Source organism: Pedobacter heparinus, assembly GCF_032678725.1.
GTDB lineage: Bacteria > Bacteroidota > Bacteroidia > Sphingobacteriales > Sphingobacteriaceae > Pedobacter > Pedobacter heparinus_A.
Map to the genome: position 1 here is coordinate 411,258 of NZ_JAVTSC010000001.1, position 17,575 is coordinate 428,832.

Sequence of the window (17,575 nt, forward strand, 5' to 3'; positions counted from 1 at the left end):
GCTGATGCTGCGGTTTAACATCCTATATCGTTTTGTATTTGTACTGGCCCTGTTGGTGATGGGAAGTTCATGCGCCAGAAAAGGCTATGTATTTACTTCCTTTCATGAACCTGCCAGTGAAGGTCTAAGAATGCTGTACAGCAATGATGGCTACAAATGGAACGACCTGAACAAGATCTATCTCAAACCAGAGATTGGCAAGCAGAAGATCATGCGCGATCCGTCGATGGTACAGGGACCGGATGGTGTTTTCCACCTGGTATGGACCTGCGCCTGGAAGGGCGACCGTGGATTTGGATATGCCAGTTCTAAAGACCTGATCAACTGGTCAGCACAGCAGTTTATCCCGGTACTGCAAAATGAAAATAATGTCATCAATGTCTGGGCACCGGAACTGTTCTATGATGAGCTAAAAAAGGAGTATGTGATCATATGGGCATCTACCATTCCATATCGCTTTGCAAGAGGGATAGAAGAAGAGGAGAATAACCACCGGATGTACGCTATTACCACTAAGGACTTTAAATCATTCAGTGATGCAAAGCTGTTTCTGGATCCTGGTTTTAGTGTGATTGATGCAGTCATCGTAAAACGCTCAGAAAAAGACCATGTATTGGTGCTGAAAGACAATACCCGGCCAAACAGGAATTTAAAAGTAGCTTTCAGTAAGGATGCCCTGGGACCATATAAAGGTGTTTCTGCATCTTTTACAGGTAAACTGACAGAAGGACCATCGGTAGTTAAAGTAGGTAAAGACTGGTTGATCTATTACGATGTCTATGGCGAGAAAAGGTATGCAGCCATGAAAACCCGTGATTTTAAAACTTTCATTGATGTGTCTTCGGCAACCCTTATCCCTACAGGGCATAAGCATGGTACAATCGTTAAGGTAAACAGGAAAATAATTGAAAATTTGAAAAAGGACCGTGCCAATAGTCCTGATTTAAAAGATAATAATGAGAAAAAATAAGATTTGGTTAGCCCCCGTATTGCTGATACTGGTACAAGCAGCACAAGCACAAGATACCTTACGTTATACCGGCAGTGACCTGGTTAATGCCGATTATCACCACGGTCAGCTTGTGCCTGCAATGGGGGTGCACAATATCCAGACCTTCAGGGCAAACAGGGAACATCCCGAACTGGCCGATGGATTAAACTGGACCTATAACCATGCACCCATGCTGGCCTATTGGAACGGAACATTTTATCTGGAATACCTCAGTGATCCGGTTGGAGAACACATTCCGCCAAGCAGAACATTGCTGCAAAGCTCTAAAGACGGATATAAGTGGTCTAAACCAGCCATAGTTTTTCCACCATATAAAATTCCGGATGGCTGGAAAAAGGAAGGTTATCCCGGGGAAGCTAAAGATTTATATGCCACCATGCACCAGCGTGTTGGTTTTTATGTATCCAAATCAGACCGTTTGTTCCTATTGGCATATTACGGCATCGCAATGGATAAAAAAGACGATCCGAATGATGGCAAGGGAATCGGTCGCGTAATCCGGGAGATCAGAAAAGATGGCAGTTATGGCCCGATCTATTTCCTGAGGCCCAATGCCAGCTGGGATATGAAGCATGCCGTTTACCCCATGTATACCAAAAGCAAAGATAAAGACTTCGTAAAAGCTTGTAACGAAATTCTGGACAGCCCTTTAATGATGCAGCAAATGGTAGAAGAAGCGGACAGAAACGACCCATTAATTCCATTGAACAGGCCGGTAAAAGCATTCAGTTATTATCATCTGCAGGATGGAAGGGTAGTAGGTTTGTGGAAACATGCCCTTACATCCATCAGTAAAGACAATGGAAAAAGCTGGGAATTTAACCCCTTAAGGGCTCCTGGTGTGGTAAACAGCAATGCCAAGATCTGGGGACAGCGTACATCAGATGGCCGCTATTCTATTGTTTATAATCCTTCGGAATTTCGTTGGCCTTTGGCTGTGTCTACCAGTGATGACGGTTTAAATTATAAAGACCTGCTGCTGGTAAACGGGGAGATCTCGCCCATGCGGTATGGCGGCAATTATAAATCCTATGGCCCCCAGTATATCCGTGGAATTCCAGAAACCGATGGCAAACCAGCAGATGGCAATATGTGGCTTACTTACAGCATGAACAAAGAAGACATGTGGGTAGCAAAAGTTCCGGTGCCGGTTGTTTCCAACGCTAAAGAGCAGGTCAATGAAGTATTCAATGCCCTTCCGGACGGGCAGGAGCTCAGGTTATGGAATATTTTTAGCCCTCTTTGGGCTCCAGTCCGTATAGAAAAAGCACCAGATGGCATAAAAGCACTGACATTGAGGGATAAGGATCCTTATGATTATGCCAAAGCCGAACGGATGTTCCCGGCAGGTAGAAAAGTAAAGGTTGAATTTTCAGTAACGCCAGCCCAGAACAATACCGGATCATTACACATTGAATTTCAGGATGCCAAAGGTACAGCTGCTTCCAGGTTAATTTTTGACGCAGACGGGGAGTTAAAAGCTAAAGTTGGTTACCGCAATTCCGGCATCATGAAATACGAAGCCGGAAAAACGTATGACATCCGCATAGAACTGGATATGAACAAGCGGATGTACGATATTTTTATCAATGGTCAGAACAAAGGAACAAGGCTTATGTTTGTGCCGGTAGCTTCATTTGAAAAAATTATGTTCCGGACAGGCGATGTAAGGCGTTATCCGGATGTAGATACACCTACCGATCAGGATTTTGATCTTAAAGATGCTGGGACTCCAGTGAAAGAAGCCGTATATTACGTCAAATCATTAAGAACAACAGCATTTTAATTAAACTATGAACTTTAAAGCGTATTTCCTTTGCCTGACCTTATTTTTTGGATGGATAACAACCACCCATGCCAAGGTACTTTTGCCGCAGATTTTATCCAGTAATATGATCCTGCAGCGAGATAAACCTTTAAATATCTGGGGATATGGAAATCCGGGCGAAAATGTCAGTGTACGCTTTGCCACACAGCAAAAAACTGCGGTGACGGATGCAAGGGGCAACTGGAAGGTGGTTTTGTCGCCTTTAAAAACATCAGCAGTTCCCGCTACAATGACCATTAAAGGGACAAATACGATTTTATTGAAGAATATACTGGTGGGTGAGGTATGGCTTTGTTCCGGACAATCAAACATGGAATATGCTATGCATAAATTGAAGACCATGAAAAAGCCGCTCAATGAAAAGCTGGGCTTTCCGGCAAATGAAGTGGCCAATGCACACAATAAGCTGATCCGGATTTTTGTGGTCAATCGTAAAGACCTGGCCAAACCCGATACCAACCCTAAAAACTGGAACATAGCCAAAGACCCTGCCCTCAAAAACTCATCAGCTGCAGGTTATTTCTTCGCTAAAGAATTACAAAAACAATTGCGTGTTCCTGTAGGCATGATCACGTCCGCTGTCAGCGGGAGCGCCATAGAACCCTGGATCCCTGCAGCAATCCTGGCAGGTCCTGATTTTCAGGGACAATATCTGGGCAGCGATCCCGGTAAATTTTATCCTTCCATGATTGAGCCTTTGATGCCCTTTGCTATTAAAGGGGTGATCTGGTACCAGGGAGAGACCAATTGTTTCAGGAGAGAGAACATTACTTACAGTTATAAAATGAAAGCGCTGATCAAGAGCTGGAGAAGCGGCTGGAAAAACCCTTCCATGCCTTTCTATTATGTACAGATCGCCCCATTCATTTACTCTAAAACCATGCAAAATGTGGAAATTGAACCAGAATTCTGGGAAGGGCAGGCGCAGGTGATGCGGATGCCAAAAACTGGTATGGTAGTTACCACCGATCTTAATGACAAGATAGATGAATTACATCCTACCTATAAGTGGGAAGTGGGCAGACGCCTGGCATTGTGGGCGCTGGCCAAAGATTATGGTAAAAAAATAGTGTACTCGGGGCCGATGTACAAATCCGTAAAATTTAAAGGTCCTACCGCCGAACTGCAGTTTGACCATGTAGGGACCGGATTGAAGAGTTCAAACGGAAAAGCTTTGAGCGATTTTACCATCGCAGGAGCAGATGGCAGGTTTGTACCAGCTACAGCCCGCATCAGCGGAACTAAAGTTTTGGTTTCAGCAGCTGCGGTGAAAAAGCCTGTTGCCGTACGTTTTGGCTGGACAGAATCCGCCAATCCTAATTTATACAATAAGAACGGTCTGCCGGCGCTTCCATTCCGTACGGATAATCCACTTATCGCACAATTTAATCCCATATAACCTGTCCATTTTCATGAAGCTTAAATCGATCCTTTCTTTTATTCTGCTGTTGCTCTGTTCTGTTGTTCACGCTCAGCAAACTGAGCAGTTGTATTTGTCGGGTACTGGTAATGACGATACGGTTAAATGGGATTTTTTCTGCACTGCAGGTATGAATTCCGGTAAATGGACCAGCATACCTGTTCCTTCAAACTGGGAACTGCAGGGTTTTGGAAAATACGATTATGGATTTGCTAAAGATAGTGTAAGGGGCAAGGAACAGGGATTGTATAAATATAATTTTAAAGTTCCTGCTGCCTGGAAAGGTAAAAAGATCAATATCGTGTTTGAAGGATCGATGACCGATACTGAAGTGAAACTCAATGGGAAATCAGCAGGCCCGATGCATCGGGGCGCTTTTTATGTCTTCCGTTATGACGTATCCGCTTTATTGAAATACAATTCATCCAACCTGCTGGAAGTAAAAGTAGCCAAACATTCTGCCAATAAATCGGTAAACGAAGCTGAGCGTAAAGCGGATTTCTGGATTTTCGGAGGGATATTCAGGCCGGTATACCTGGAGGCTTTACCAGTACAACATATGGAAAGCATAGCCATCGATGCGGGAGCTGATGGTCAGCTTAAAGCCGAGGTTAACGTAGCCGGTAAAGCAGATAAGTTAACGCTGCAGCTGTACACCGCTGAAGGTAAAAAATACGGTGCAGAATTGAGCACTACACTAAGCAAACCAGGCATAACTGGTTTAGCCGGAACTTTCCAGGCACCCCAGCTCTGGTCATCAGAATTTCCAAACCTATACACCGCAACATTTACCCTATATCAAAAAAACAAAGCCCTGCATACGGTAAGTAAAAAGATCGGTTTCCGTACCATTGTAGTAAAGCCTAGGGACGGTGTGTACGTAAATGGTACCAAAATAAAATTTAAAGGCGTGAACCGTCATTCCTTCCGGCCCGCCTCGGGCAGGACGCTGAGTAAAAAGAACAGCATTGAAGATGTGGTCCTGATGAAAGAAATGAACATGAATGCCGTACGCATGTCACACTATCCGCCAGATGGACATTTCCTGGATGTATGCGATTCCTTGGGCCTATACGTGATGGATGAGCTGGCCGGCTGGCATGGTCATTACGATACGCCTACAGGAAGCAAACTGGTCAAAGAAATGCTGCGCCATGATGTCAACCATCCTTCCATTGTTTTTTGGGCAAATGGAAATGAAGGCGGGCATAACCGCGAACTGGATCCCTTGTTCGCAGCAGGGGATATTCAAAAACGACCTGTCATTCACCCATGGGAGGATTTTAATGGTTTTGATACGCAGCATTACCGGGAATATAATTATGGTATAGGCAATTACAGACATGGCCATAGCATAGTGATGCCTACTGAATTTTTGCATGGCATGTTCGATGGCGGGCATGGGGCCAGTTTGGAAGATTACTGGAACGACATGTTGTCCAACCCGCTTTCTGCCGGAGGCTTTCTTTGGGATTTTGCTGATCAGGGCGTAGTCCGTACCGATAAAAATAACAGTATTGACACCGATGGTAACCGCGGAGCAGATGGAATTGTAGGGCCCTACCATGAAAAGGAAGGCAGCTTTTTCGCCATTAAAGAAATCTGGAGCCCGGTATTTTTTGAGCATCGGGAAATGACTCCCGGATTTGACGGTCAGTTTAACCTGGAGAACCGCTATCATTTCGCCAATCTCAAGACCTGTCAGTTCAGCTGGAAACTGCTCAATCTGAAAAATAAACAGGAACTAAGCGGGAAAGCAATAGCTCCGGACGTAAAACCTGCTGAGAAAGGTAAATTACAGGTAAACCTGCCACAAAACTGGTTGTCTTTCGATGTATTATACCTTACAGCTACCGATTTTTATGGCAAAGAACTGTATACCTGGAGCTTCCCGATCACCCTTCCGGGAAAAGAAGCCTTGTCTATGGTTAAAATCACCGGCGGCCAACCTGTAACGCTTAAAGAAAGTGACACACTTTATATGGCCTCTGCCAATGGAATACATTTAAGTTTCAGCAAAAAAACAGGGGTATTGCGCCAGGTAAAAAATGAAAAAGGAATTGTTCCTTTCTCAAACGGACCCATCATACAAGAAGGCAGCAGCAATTTTCAAAATATCCGTCAGCGCATGGAAGGCGAAAACCTGATCATTGAATCTACGTTTAACAGAAAAACCGCTTACAATACACTCCAATGGATAATTTATCCTTCGGGCTGGGTAAAACTAAATGTAAAGTACTTCCCGGTAGAATACACAACAAATTTTATCGGATTGAATTTTTCCTTTCCTGAAAACCAGATCAAAGGCGTAGAATATATGGGCAGGGGGCCTTACAGGGTTTGGAAAAACCGCTTAAAAGGCAATCCTTTTGGTGTTTGGAAGAAAGACTATAACAGCACAGAAACCGGTGAAGCATGGGTTTATCCTGAATTTAAGGGCTATCATTCCAATATGTACTGGTGCAAATTCATTACAAAAGACCAGCCCTTTAAAGTAGTTACCGAAAATGAAGATGTTTTTTTAAGGTTGTTCAGTGCCGCTTTTAAAACCGATCAATGGCACAATTATGAGCCACTTTTTCCTTCGGGCGATATTTCCTTTATGCAGGGTATTCCTGGTATAGGAACAAAAACACAGCGTGCCGAGCGAAGCGGACCAATGGCCATGAAAAATATCTTCTATGATTATGAAAAAGATCCCGCAAGAGCTTTGAACTTAACGCTTTACTTTGATTTCTCAGGCAACAATTAATTGCGTAAATTAAATAGATAAAGGCAGAAAAAATGAACCTACAACGACATATCTTATTCACAGCCATTTTGATGCTCAGCCTCAGCACTGCTTTTGCACAGGTATCGCTGCAAAACCTGCGCTGCGAAATGTTGCAGAATCCTGTAGGGATCGACCTGGTTCAACCCCGCTTAAGCTGGGAAATTACTGCTGACCAGCGCGGCGTAAAGCAGACGGCCTATCATATCCTGGTGGCCTCATCGGCAGATAAACTTACGGAAAGGGATGCAGATGTATGGAATTCAGGCAAAGTGAATTCAGCAGAATCTATATACAATCGGTATACAGGGCCAGGACTAAAAAGCAAAAACAAATATTACTGGAAAGTTAAAATCTCCACTAATAATGGCGAAACCAGCTGGAGCAAGCCTGCGTTTTGGTCAATGGGTTTGTTGAATTATAAAGATTGGGAGGGCAGATGGATCGGATTTGACCAGTTTTTTCCATGGGACAATGAAACCGAGGGCCGTTTATCAGCCCGTTATTTCAGAAAAGAGTTCTCAACCGACAAAACCGTCGCCTCAGCTACCGCTTATATTATGGGCATGGGCTTATACGAGCTGTACATAGACGGTAAAAAGATCGGTGATCAGGTTTTGGCACCTGCACCAACTGATTATACCAAAAATATAAAATACAATACCCTGGACATTACGGCACAGGTAAAACAGGGTAAACACGCCATTGGGGTAGTATTGGGCAATGGCCGCTTTTTTGCCATGCGCCAGGCCAAACCCTATAAGGTGAAAACATTTGGCTTCCCTAAGTTATTGCTGCAGGTAGTCATTAAATATACAGATGGTTCTACTACTTCCATAAAAACTGACGATACCTGGAAAGGGACTGCTGATGGGCCAATTTTGGCAAATAACGAGTATGACGGTGAGGTATACGATGCCCGTAAAGAATTTAAGGGCTGGGCTGAACCTGGATTTAAGGAAGACAAATGGCTTAAAGCCCAGTATGTACAGGAACCAGGCGGTACTTATGAGGGACAATTAAATGAAGCCATGAAAGTGATGAAAACGCTGGCTCCAATCGCCATCAACAAACGCCCAGACGGTAAGTACATTATAGATTTTGGACAGAATTTTGCAGGCTGGGTAAAATTTAACGTAAAAGGCCAGAAGGGAACAACGGTTTCCCTGCGCTTTGCAGAATCACTGGAGCCCAACGGCGAGCTGTTCAGAACAAATCTGCGCGATGCAAAAGCAACCGATACTTATACCCTTAAAGGAGAAGGAACAGAAACCTGGGCGCCGAGATTTACCTATCAGGGTTTCCGTTATGCAGAACTGAGTGGTTATCCGGGGATTCCCCAAAAAAGCGATTTTACAGGATGCCTGGTGTATGACGATATGAAAACCACGGGCACTTTTGAGTCGTCCAATAGCCTGCTCAACCAGATCTTCAAAAATTCCTGGTGGGGCATTGCTTCCAATTACAAGGGAATGCCTGTTGACTGTCCTCAGCGTAATGAGCGCCAGCCCTGGCTGGGCGACAGAACGGTAGGCGCCTATGGGGAAAGCTTTTTGTTTGACAATACCGCTCTGTATAAAAAATGGCTGGAAGATATCCGTTACGCCCAGAAAGCAGATGGTGCCATACCTGATGTTGCGCCTGCATTCTGGCGGTATTACAGCGATAATGTAACCTGGCCTGCAACCTTACTCTTTGTGGCCGATATGCTGTATCAGCAAACCGGCGACAGTACCGTAATCCGTAAAAATTATCCCGCTGTAAAAAAATGGATGGGCTATATGAAGGACAGGTATATGAACACCGAGGGGATCATGACCAAGGATAGTTACGGAGACTGGTGTGCACCGCCGGCAACGGCTGAAGCAGGCAAAGGGGTAAATGCAGATCAGAAGCATCCCAGTGCCTTAATTGCTACCGCCTATTATTATCGTCTGGCCAATATGATGAGTGGCTACAGCAAGCTTACCGGTAATATAGCTGACAGTGAGGAGTATGTTTTACTGGCATCCCAATTAAAAAAGGCCTTTAACCGCAAATTTTATCATTCACAGGGACATTATGGCGATAATAAATTAACAGATAACCTCCTGCCGGTTTATTTTGGCCTGGTTGAGGAGGCCAATAAAAAAGCCGTGATTAAACAGATCTGTTCGATTATTGAAGAAATGAACAATGGACACCTCAGTACCGGATTAATCGGTACACAATTTCTGATGCGGACACTAACGGAAATAGGCAGGGCAGACCTGGCCTACAGGATCGCTTCACAGAAAACCTATCCTTCCTGGGGTTATATGATAGCAAACGGAGCTACGGCCATATGGGAGTTATGGAATGGAAATACTGCTGCCCCTAAAATGAATTCACAGAACCATGTCATGATGCTGGGCGATTTGATGATCTGGTATTATGAAAATCTTGCAGGTATTAAAGCTGCCGCGCCTGGTTTTAAAGAAATTATGATGAAACCCGAACTGATTGAGGGATTAAATGAGGTAAATGCCAGCTACCATTCTGTATACGGACTCATTAAAAGCCATTGGACAAAATCAGCCACTGCTTTTACCTGGAACATCAGCATACCTGTCAACACGACGGCAAGGATAAATATCCCCGCGAAATCTGCAGAAGCGATAAAGGAAGGAAAAGGCAAAGCACTACAAACACAAGGATTAAAATTTATAAAAATGGAAGGCAACCGGGCGTTATTTGATGCAGGATCGGGTAATTATTCATTTGTTGTCAAATAGCATTGTCTGCCAAATCAACCAAATAAAAAGATATAAAGATGAACAGAACCACAAAATTTCTAATGAGCTGCTGCCTGATGGCCGGTATTTCTTTCCTTTCCCAGGGCAGGGTAAATGCTCAGGGCCTTACCATCCCAGCCGATGTCAGCGCTAAAGCTGCTGAATATGCAGGTGCCTTAAAACTGGACGACGCTGCTAAAAGCAAACGTATAGAAAGCGTAATCGCCATCCACATGACCCATGTAAAAGACTGGCACAATGCCCATCCGGCCGCTACAGTTCCGGCGGGCATTAACCCGGTGACCGGCACTAAACTAAGTGAACTGGACCGTACCATTATTGCCGATTCCGCCATGCCGGAAACGGTACACAAGGATTTAATGGAAGGCCTGCGCAAAGATTTAAGCCCGGAGCAGGTAGAGGCCATATTGGATAAATACACCATAGGCAAAGTAGAATTTACCATGAAAGGCTATAAAGCCATTGTACCGGACCTGACAGCTGCAGAAGAAGCGAAAATCTTTGGCTTTTTAAAAGAAGCCCGCGAAATGGCTGTAGACTATAAGAACATGAAACAGATTTCGTCCATTTTCGAGATCTACAAAACAAAATCTGAGCAATTTCTGAATGGAAACGGACGCAGCTGGAGAGCGCTATACAGCGATTATACTAAGAAGATCAAGGCCGAAAAGGCAAATAAAAAGCAATAACAACACCATTATAAAATTAAAGAAATGTTAAAAAGAAGCGCAGGGATAATCGGTTTACTGATTTGTTTAACCGGAGGATTTGGTTTAAAAGCTCAATCGCAAAAATGGCGGTCGGGCATCATAACAGACGAATTTTTATATGACAAGGCAGCATTTCCTTCCTGTCACTCGGCCACGATTGCCGAAACCCCAACAGGATTGGTAGCGGCCTATTTTGGGGGTACACACGAACGTCATCCCGATGTGGAGATTTACATCAGCAGACAAGTTAACGGCACCTGGCTTGCCCCGGTTTCGGTAGCCAATGGCATACAAAATGACAAACTGAGGCTGCCAACCTGGAACCCGGTATTGTACCAGGTACCAGGAGGAGAGTTATTGCTTTTCTATAAGATCGGTCCAAAACCCTCAGAATGGTGGGGAATGATGCGCAGTTCTAAAGATGGAGGCATCACCTGGTCTGAAGCGCAGAAATTACCGGAAGGCAATATCGGCCCGGTTAAAAATAAACCTGTTCTGCTCAGTAATGGCAATTTATTCAGCCCTTCCAGTAAGGAAGGCAATGGCTGGAAAATCCATTTCGAAGTAACCAAAGACAATGGTAAGACCTGGCGCGTAATCGGCCCGCTCGAAGGTGGGGATATCAATGCCATACAGCCAAGTATTCTGGATCACGGAAATGGAAAATTACAGATCCTTGCCAGGAGCAGGAACAGGGCAATTGTAGAATCGTGGTCGCAGGACAACGGCGAAACCTGGTCTGCTTTAGCCAAAACCACATTGCCGAATAACAATTCAGGCACTGATGCCGTAACCATGAAAGACGGCAGACATGTATTGGTATACAACCATGTATTGCCTCCTGGAGATCTGGCAAAAGGCGCCAGGACACCCTTAAATGTCGCGGTTTCCAAAGATGGAAAAAACTGGTCTGCTGCACTGATCCTTGAAGATTCTCCGATCAGCCAGTATTCCTATCCTGCGGTGATCCAGACTTCGGATGGCATGCTGCATTTCATTTATACCTGGAGAAGGGAAAAGATCAAACATGTAGTGGTAGATCCATCCAAGCTTAAACTTAAGAAAATTGTAAACGGCGTTTGGCCGAAATTAAAGGGCTATACTGCCCCGGTGATTACAGAAGTTAAGAACGAAGAATAGCAGATGAGCAGGATCATTTTATTTCTGGTGATAATGGGCTTGAGCAGTAAAATACTGGCACAGGCCCAAAATTCGGACAGCCTGTACCGGCAGCCGCTTAAAACTGTTATATCGGAAATAGAAGGCCGTTTCAAAGTAAAAATAAAGTACAGCGAAAACCAGGTAAAAAACCGTTGGGTAAACTATGCCTTATGGCGCTTCAGGCCGGATATTGATGAAACGCTGGCCAATGTGCTTGCGCCCCTAGATATGAAGGTCAATAAAGAAAAAGAAGGGGTTTACAAATTAAAAGAATACGAGTATTACCGCTGGAACGCAGCAGAGGGCCAGGCTACCCTGGACCATTTGGCTTCCCTTTACCAGGATAAAGCCAGCTGGGAAAAACGTAAAGCCTTGATCCGGCCATTGCTGTACCAGGCACAGCAATTATCGCCTTTACCTGCAAAACCTTTATCTAAACCCCTCATTACCCCGAAAAGGGTAATGGATGGCTATACCATAGAAAACATTGCGATAGAAATATTGCCGGGCCTGTATATCAATGGTTCCTTATACAAACCCTCAAAAATCAAGGGTAAGATTCCTGTTATGCTTAGTCCTGATGGGCACTGGGCACAGCAACGTTACCGTGCCGACTGCCAGCTGCGCTGTGCAACCATGGCGCGTATGGGTATAATGGCCTTCAGCTATGACCTTTTTGCCTGGGGAGAATCGCTGCTGCAGTTTAAATCGGAAGACCACAGGCGCAGCCTGTCACAGACCATGCAAACCCTTGGCGGCATCAGGATACTGGATTACGTATTGTCCCTTAAAGAAACAGATTCCAACAGGGTCGGTATCAGTGGTGGCTCCGGTGGCGGAAGCCATACCGTTTTAATGGCTGCAATGGATGACCGGATTAAACTGAGTGCACCGGTAGTGTCACTTTCTTCTTCGTTTTATGGAGGCTGCCCCTGCGAAAGCGGCATGCCCATACATCTTTGCGCAGGAGGAACCAATAACGTGGAACTGGCCGCTATGGTTGCGCCCAATCCGCAATTGGTCGTGTCAGATGGCAAAGACTGGACGGTTACGGTGCCTGAACATGACATGCCTTTCCTCAAAACCATATATGGATATTACGGGAAGCCTGAAGGGGTTAAAAATGTACACCTGCCGGAAGAAGGACATGATTTTGGTTATTCCAAACGGAAAGCCCTATACGATTTTTTAGTGCTGAATTTCAAACTCGATGTTACTGCAGTAAAAGATAAAAACGGTAAATATGACGAAAGTAAATGTACCATTGAAAAAGAACCAGCCATGTATGTATTTGGAGAAAAGGGTGAGCAATTGCCCGCAAATGCCATAAAAGGCTTTGAGCAACTGGAACAAGTATTTAAAGCAGCAACAAAATAAGAAAATGGACAACAGGCGTATTTTTATCCGGAAATTTGGACTGCTTGCAGGAGGAGTTTTACTGTCAGAACAGCTAAGGGCCTTTGCCACCCTTAAAGCACCACGTTACAAAGTAGCGGTAATAGACCTGATGATCCTGAAAAGACAAAAGTTAAGTGCCTTTCCTTTAAGCAAAGAAATTGGTGCCGACGGCGTTGAACTCGATATGGGTGGCCTGGGCAACCGGGATACCTTCGACAACAAACTGGCCGATCCGGCAATATGTGCAGAATTCCTGGCCAAAGCAAAAGAGCTGAACCTGGAGATCTGTTCATTGGCCATGACCGGCTTTTATGCCCAATCTTTAGCTACCAGGCCCACCTACAAACAAATGATCGGCGATTGCATCAGCACTATGAAAGCCATGAATGTTAAAGTGGCTTTTCTGCCCCTGGGTGTACAGGGAGACCTCATCAAAAACCCGGAACTTCGCCCTGCGATAGTAGAACGATTGAAAGTTGTCGGCGCAATGGCTAAAAAAGCGGGTGTAGTAATAGGGATTGAAACTGCTTTGGATGCTGCAGGAGAATTGAAGCTGCTGCAGGAAATTGGTTCAGGCGCCATTAGAAGTTATTTCAATTTTTCCAATGCCATTAAAAATGGACGCGACCTGCACCAGGAGCTCCGGATACTGGGTAAAAAGAACATTATCCAGATCCATTGTACCAATGAAGACGGTGTTTGGTTGCAAAATGATCCCAAAATTGACCTGAAAGCAGTCCGTAAAACCCTGGACGATATGGGCTGGAAAGGCTGGCTGGTGATCGAAAGGTCAAGAGACCAGAAAGACCCAAGAAATGTAAAATGGAACTTTAGTGCAAATACGGCTTATGTAAAGTCGGTTTTTCAATAAACCTTTATGAGATCGGCTAAAACTTACCTGGTACTGTTTATCACCTTGCTGTTGATTGGAGAGCTTAAGGCGGCAGATATTTATGTCTCTTTAAAAGGCTCAGACCATAATCCCGGAACCAAAGCGCAGCCGGTGGCAACATTAGCGAATGCTTTACGCAAGGCCAGGGAGTTGCGGCGTCTGAACGATCCTTCGGTTAAAAAAGGGATCAATATCATTATAGGACAAGGCGTTTACCGGCTGGATGAACCGGTTGTGGTACGGCCGGAAGATAGCGGAAGTGCAGCAAGCCCTACCTGTATTACTGCTGCTCAAAACGAAACTGTAGTATTGAGCGGTGGCAGGCAGATATCGGGCTGGAAAAAAGCAGGGGATGTACCTGGTTTACCAGAAGCTGCAACGGCTAAAGTTTGGGTGGCCGACGTACCTGAATCAGGAAACAGGGCGCTGGAATTCCGCCAGCTCTGGGTAAACGGTAAAAAAGCAATAAGGGCAAGAGATTGCAATGCAGATAGCATGCAGCGCATTTTATCCTGGGATTTTGACAACCGTACCTGCAAAATTCCGCTCACAAAAAATATTGCTGCAGCAAAAGGTGTCGAAATGGTCATCCAGCAATGGTGGGCCATAGCTAACCTGAGGGTAAAATCAGTTAAGGTAAGCAACAATGAAGCCGAACTGAGTTTCATGGAACCCGAAAGCAGGGTGCAGTCAGAACATCCCTGGCCAGCCCCGTGGCTTTCCACCAAAACAGGTAATTCACCCTTTTATTTAACCAATGCCATTCAGTTCCTGGATCAGCCTGGAGAATGGTATGAAGATCTGAAGAATGGCAAGGTTTACTACTGGCCTTTAGCTACCGAAAATATGAATACGGCTGAGGTGATCGTACCTTATCTGGAAACACTGCTTAAAATGGAAGGCAGCATAGATCACCCCGTAACACATGTACATTTTAAAAATATTTCGTTCCAGCATGCCAGCTGGCTAAGACCTTCGCATTTCGGGCATGTGCCACACCAGGCAGGCATGTATATGCTCGATGCCTATAAATTAAAAGTTCCCGGAACACCCGATAAAAAGACCCTGGAAAACCAGGCCTGGGTAGGACGCCCTGCAGCAGCAGTCTCGGTAGCGTATGCACAGCGCACCAGTTTTGAGTCCTGCCGTTTTGAGCACCATGCCTCAACCGGGCTCGATTACAGGCAGGGCACCAGCAACAACCTCATCAAGGGCAATCTGTTTAAGGACATAGGCGGCAGCGGGATATTGCTGGGTATATTTTCTGACGAAGCCACAGAGGCACATTTACCATACAACCCAAAAGACGAAAGGGAGATATGCACCAGCGAAAGCATCCTGAACAACCTGATTACCGACGCAACCAATGAGGATTGGGGTTGCGTAGGCATTGGTGCCGGTTATGTAAGGGGGATAAACATAGCGCACAACGAGATTAATGAAGTCAGCTATTCGGGGATCAGTATGGGTTGGGGCTGGACAAAGAGCAGCAATGCCATGCGCAACAATACCGTCAGCGCAAACCGGATCCACCATTATGGAAAACACCTATACGATGTGGCAGGGATTTATACCTTATCTGCCCAGCCAGGTTCATCAATTACCGGCAATGTGATAGACAGCATTTACAAAGCCCCTTATCCACATGATCCCGGGCACTGGTTTTACCTGTACACCGATGAAGGTTCTTCCTGGTTTACCGTAAAAGACAATTGGACGCCCGCTGATAAATATCTGCAAAATGCCAATGGACCAGGAAATGTGTGGCTCAGTAACGGACCCGGAGTTGCCGCAAGCATAAAGCAGCAGGCAGGATTAGAGCCAGATTATCAATGGTTGCGCAAAGAAAGAGCCGAAGTCCAAACCAGGCAAGGCATCAACGACGTTTCCCTTCAAAACGGCAAACAAGTGGCTATAGAAGTAATGCTCAAAGCACCTGTAAAAGCTGCTAAAGATTCTTTACAGCAGGTTTGTATGCAGCAGGGAATCCCAGCCTCTTCCGTATACCATTGGAACAACCGTTTGCTGCTATATGCCGCAATGGCTTCCCCTGAAAACCTGATGAAGAAAATCCGCCAGCAGTTCAACAACGCGGAGGTAAAGCTATACGACAAGGCATTTTACACCTTCGATCGTAGCACAAATTGCGGACAACAAGAGGTTAAAGAATGGGACAACATCATTTTAAGTGCCAACCTGGTTAAAGATGAAAAGCTGCAAAAAGAATACCTTAACTACCACGCTACGCAATTTGAAAAATGGCCGGAAGTGGCCAAAGGGTTTTGCGATGCTGATTTTCAGCAGCTCAGGATCTTTAAGAATGGCAGGCAGCTGATGCTGGTCATCAGCATACCCAAAGGAGCCAGTTTAGATGAACTGAACCCTAAAACCAGCTTAAATAACCCTCGGGTTGAGGAATGGAACCAGGTGATGAAGAAATATCAGGAAGGGATTGCAGGTACAAAGCCGGGTGAAACCTGGGTATTTTTTAGTAAAGAATAAAAGATTTAGAACAATATGTTAAAATTAGGAATTTTAGGTTTAGGTGAAGGACGCAGCACCATGTCGGCCGCCCTTGCAAGCAATAAATATGAGCTGGTAAAAATTTGCGATGCCAGCGAAGCCGTGTGCAAGCAAAGGGCAAAAGAGTTCGATTTCCCGCATTATACGACCAGTTATCAGGAAATGCTGGATGATGCGAGCATCGATGTCATTGCCATATATACGCCCGATCATTTGCATGCAGACCATGTGAAACTGGCCCTGCAACATGGTAAACATGTGGTATGTACCAAACCTTTCATAGACGATCTGGCCAGGGCCAAGGAACTACTGGTAGTATCCACCAAAAGCGGTAAAAAAGTTTTTGTAGGCCAGAGCTCCAGGTTTTTTGAACCTTATAAAAAGCAAAGAACAGATTACACCGAAGGCATTATTGGTGAGCTGATCACAGTAGAATGCCATTACAATGCAGACCACCGCTGGTTCCTGGAAAAAAAATGGGCACTGGAACCTTCTTTTAAATGGTTGTACGGAGGTTTAAGCCATCCTGTTGATTTTATCAGGTGGTACCTGCCTGAAATTGAAGAAGTAATGGGCTATGGCATGATCAGCGCCAATGGGAAAAAAGCGGGATTAAAAAATGAAGACACCATGCATTTCATTTTCAAAGCTACCGATGGGAGAGTAGCACGTGTAAGCGGCGCCTATACCGGGCCCATTCAACCCGCCTACAGGGAAAGCGAAATGAGCTGTGTACTAAGAGGAACTGAAGGTGCCAGCCAGGCCGATTACCACGAACTCCGTTATGCAGTAACTACCAATACCGGCGAAGAAAAGCTGATTACCTGGGGCGATGCCAAATTGAAACATTTCTTCCGCTTTGAAGGGCAGAGCCACCATGCCGGCGAATACCAGAACTACCTGGAATATTTTGCGGAAAGCATTGAAAACAACACTACTGCCTATCCCGATTTAAAGGAAGGTATCGGAACCATCGCCTTATTGCAGGCCATGGACCGCTCGCTGCAAACCGGTGTTCCCGTTAAAATCAACGATATACTGAATGAATATCAGTTGTTAAGGAGCGATTTCGGCCTTTAATGCACAA

At 45.1% G+C, this 17,575-nt stretch carries 11 protein-coding genes; all 11 read left to right on the forward strand.

Annotation, left to right across the window (positions count from 1 at the left end; all coding sequences use genetic code 11):
• Positions 1–4: 4 nt before the first annotated feature.
• The 11 genes from R2Q85_RS01720 to R2Q85_RS01770 are packed head-to-tail and all read left to right on the forward strand — an operon-like array spanning position 5 to position 17,568.
• The gene (locus tag R2Q85_RS01720; protein WP_316810007.1) at positions 5–970 is read left to right on the forward strand and encodes a glycoside hydrolase family 43 protein; all 966 of its coding nucleotides are present in this window, start codon (positions 5–7) and stop codon (positions 968–970) included.
• Complete coding sequence (locus R2Q85_RS01725) at positions 957–2,798, forward strand: six-hairpin glycosidase (protein ID WP_316810008.1); 1,842 nt, start codon at positions 957–959, stop codon at positions 2,796–2,798. Before R2Q85_RS01720 ends, R2Q85_RS01725 begins: the two co-directional genes overlap by 14 nt.
• Positions 2,799–2,805: 7 nt before the next feature.
• Positions 2,806–4,239, forward strand: coding sequence for a sialate O-acetylesterase (locus R2Q85_RS01730; RefSeq protein ID WP_316810009.1), 1,434 nt, complete (start codon positions 2,806–2,808; stop codon positions 4,237–4,239).
• 13 nt (positions 4,240–4,252) lie between these two features.
• Positions 4,253–7,012, forward strand: a complete 2,760-nt coding sequence (locus tag R2Q85_RS01735; RefSeq protein WP_316810010.1) for a glycoside hydrolase family 2 TIM barrel-domain containing protein — start codon at positions 4,253–4,255, stop codon at positions 7,010–7,012.
• Between the two features lie 32 nt (positions 7,013–7,044).
• Positions 7,045–9,783, forward strand: coding sequence for an alpha-L-rhamnosidase (locus R2Q85_RS01740; RefSeq protein ID WP_316810011.1), 2,739 nt, complete (start codon positions 7,045–7,047; stop codon positions 9,781–9,783).
• Between the two features lie 38 nt (positions 9,784–9,821).
• The gene (locus R2Q85_RS01745; RefSeq protein ID WP_316810012.1) at positions 9,822–10,493 is read left to right on the forward strand and encodes a DUF3826 domain-containing protein; all 672 of its coding nucleotides are present in this window, start codon (positions 9,822–9,824) and stop codon (positions 10,491–10,493) included.
• 24 nt (positions 10,494–10,517) lie between these two features.
• Positions 10,518–11,654: a sialidase family protein gene (locus tag R2Q85_RS01750; protein ID WP_316810013.1), complete on the forward strand. Its 1,137-nt coding sequence runs from the start codon at positions 10,518–10,520 to the stop codon at positions 11,652–11,654.
• Between the two features lie 3 nt (positions 11,655–11,657).
• Positions 11,658–13,052: an acetylxylan esterase gene (locus tag R2Q85_RS01755; protein WP_316810014.1), complete on the forward strand. Its 1,395-nt coding sequence runs from the start codon at positions 11,658–11,660 to the stop codon at positions 13,050–13,052.
• 4 nt (positions 13,053–13,056) lie between these two features.
• Positions 13,057–13,944: a sugar phosphate isomerase/epimerase family protein gene (locus R2Q85_RS01760; protein WP_316810015.1), complete on the forward strand. Its 888-nt coding sequence runs from the start codon at positions 13,057–13,059 to the stop codon at positions 13,942–13,944.
• Positions 13,945–13,950: 6 nt separating this feature from the next.
• Positions 13,951–16,467: an L-rhamnose mutarotase gene (locus tag R2Q85_RS01765; RefSeq protein WP_316810016.1), complete on the forward strand. Its 2,517-nt coding sequence runs from the start codon at positions 13,951–13,953 to the stop codon at positions 16,465–16,467.
• A 15-nt stretch (positions 16,468–16,482) separates the two neighbouring features.
• Complete coding sequence (locus tag R2Q85_RS01770) at positions 16,483–17,568, forward strand: Gfo/Idh/MocA family oxidoreductase (protein WP_316810017.1); 1,086 nt, start codon at positions 16,483–16,485, stop codon at positions 17,566–17,568.
• Positions 17,569–17,575 lie beyond the last annotated feature (7 nt).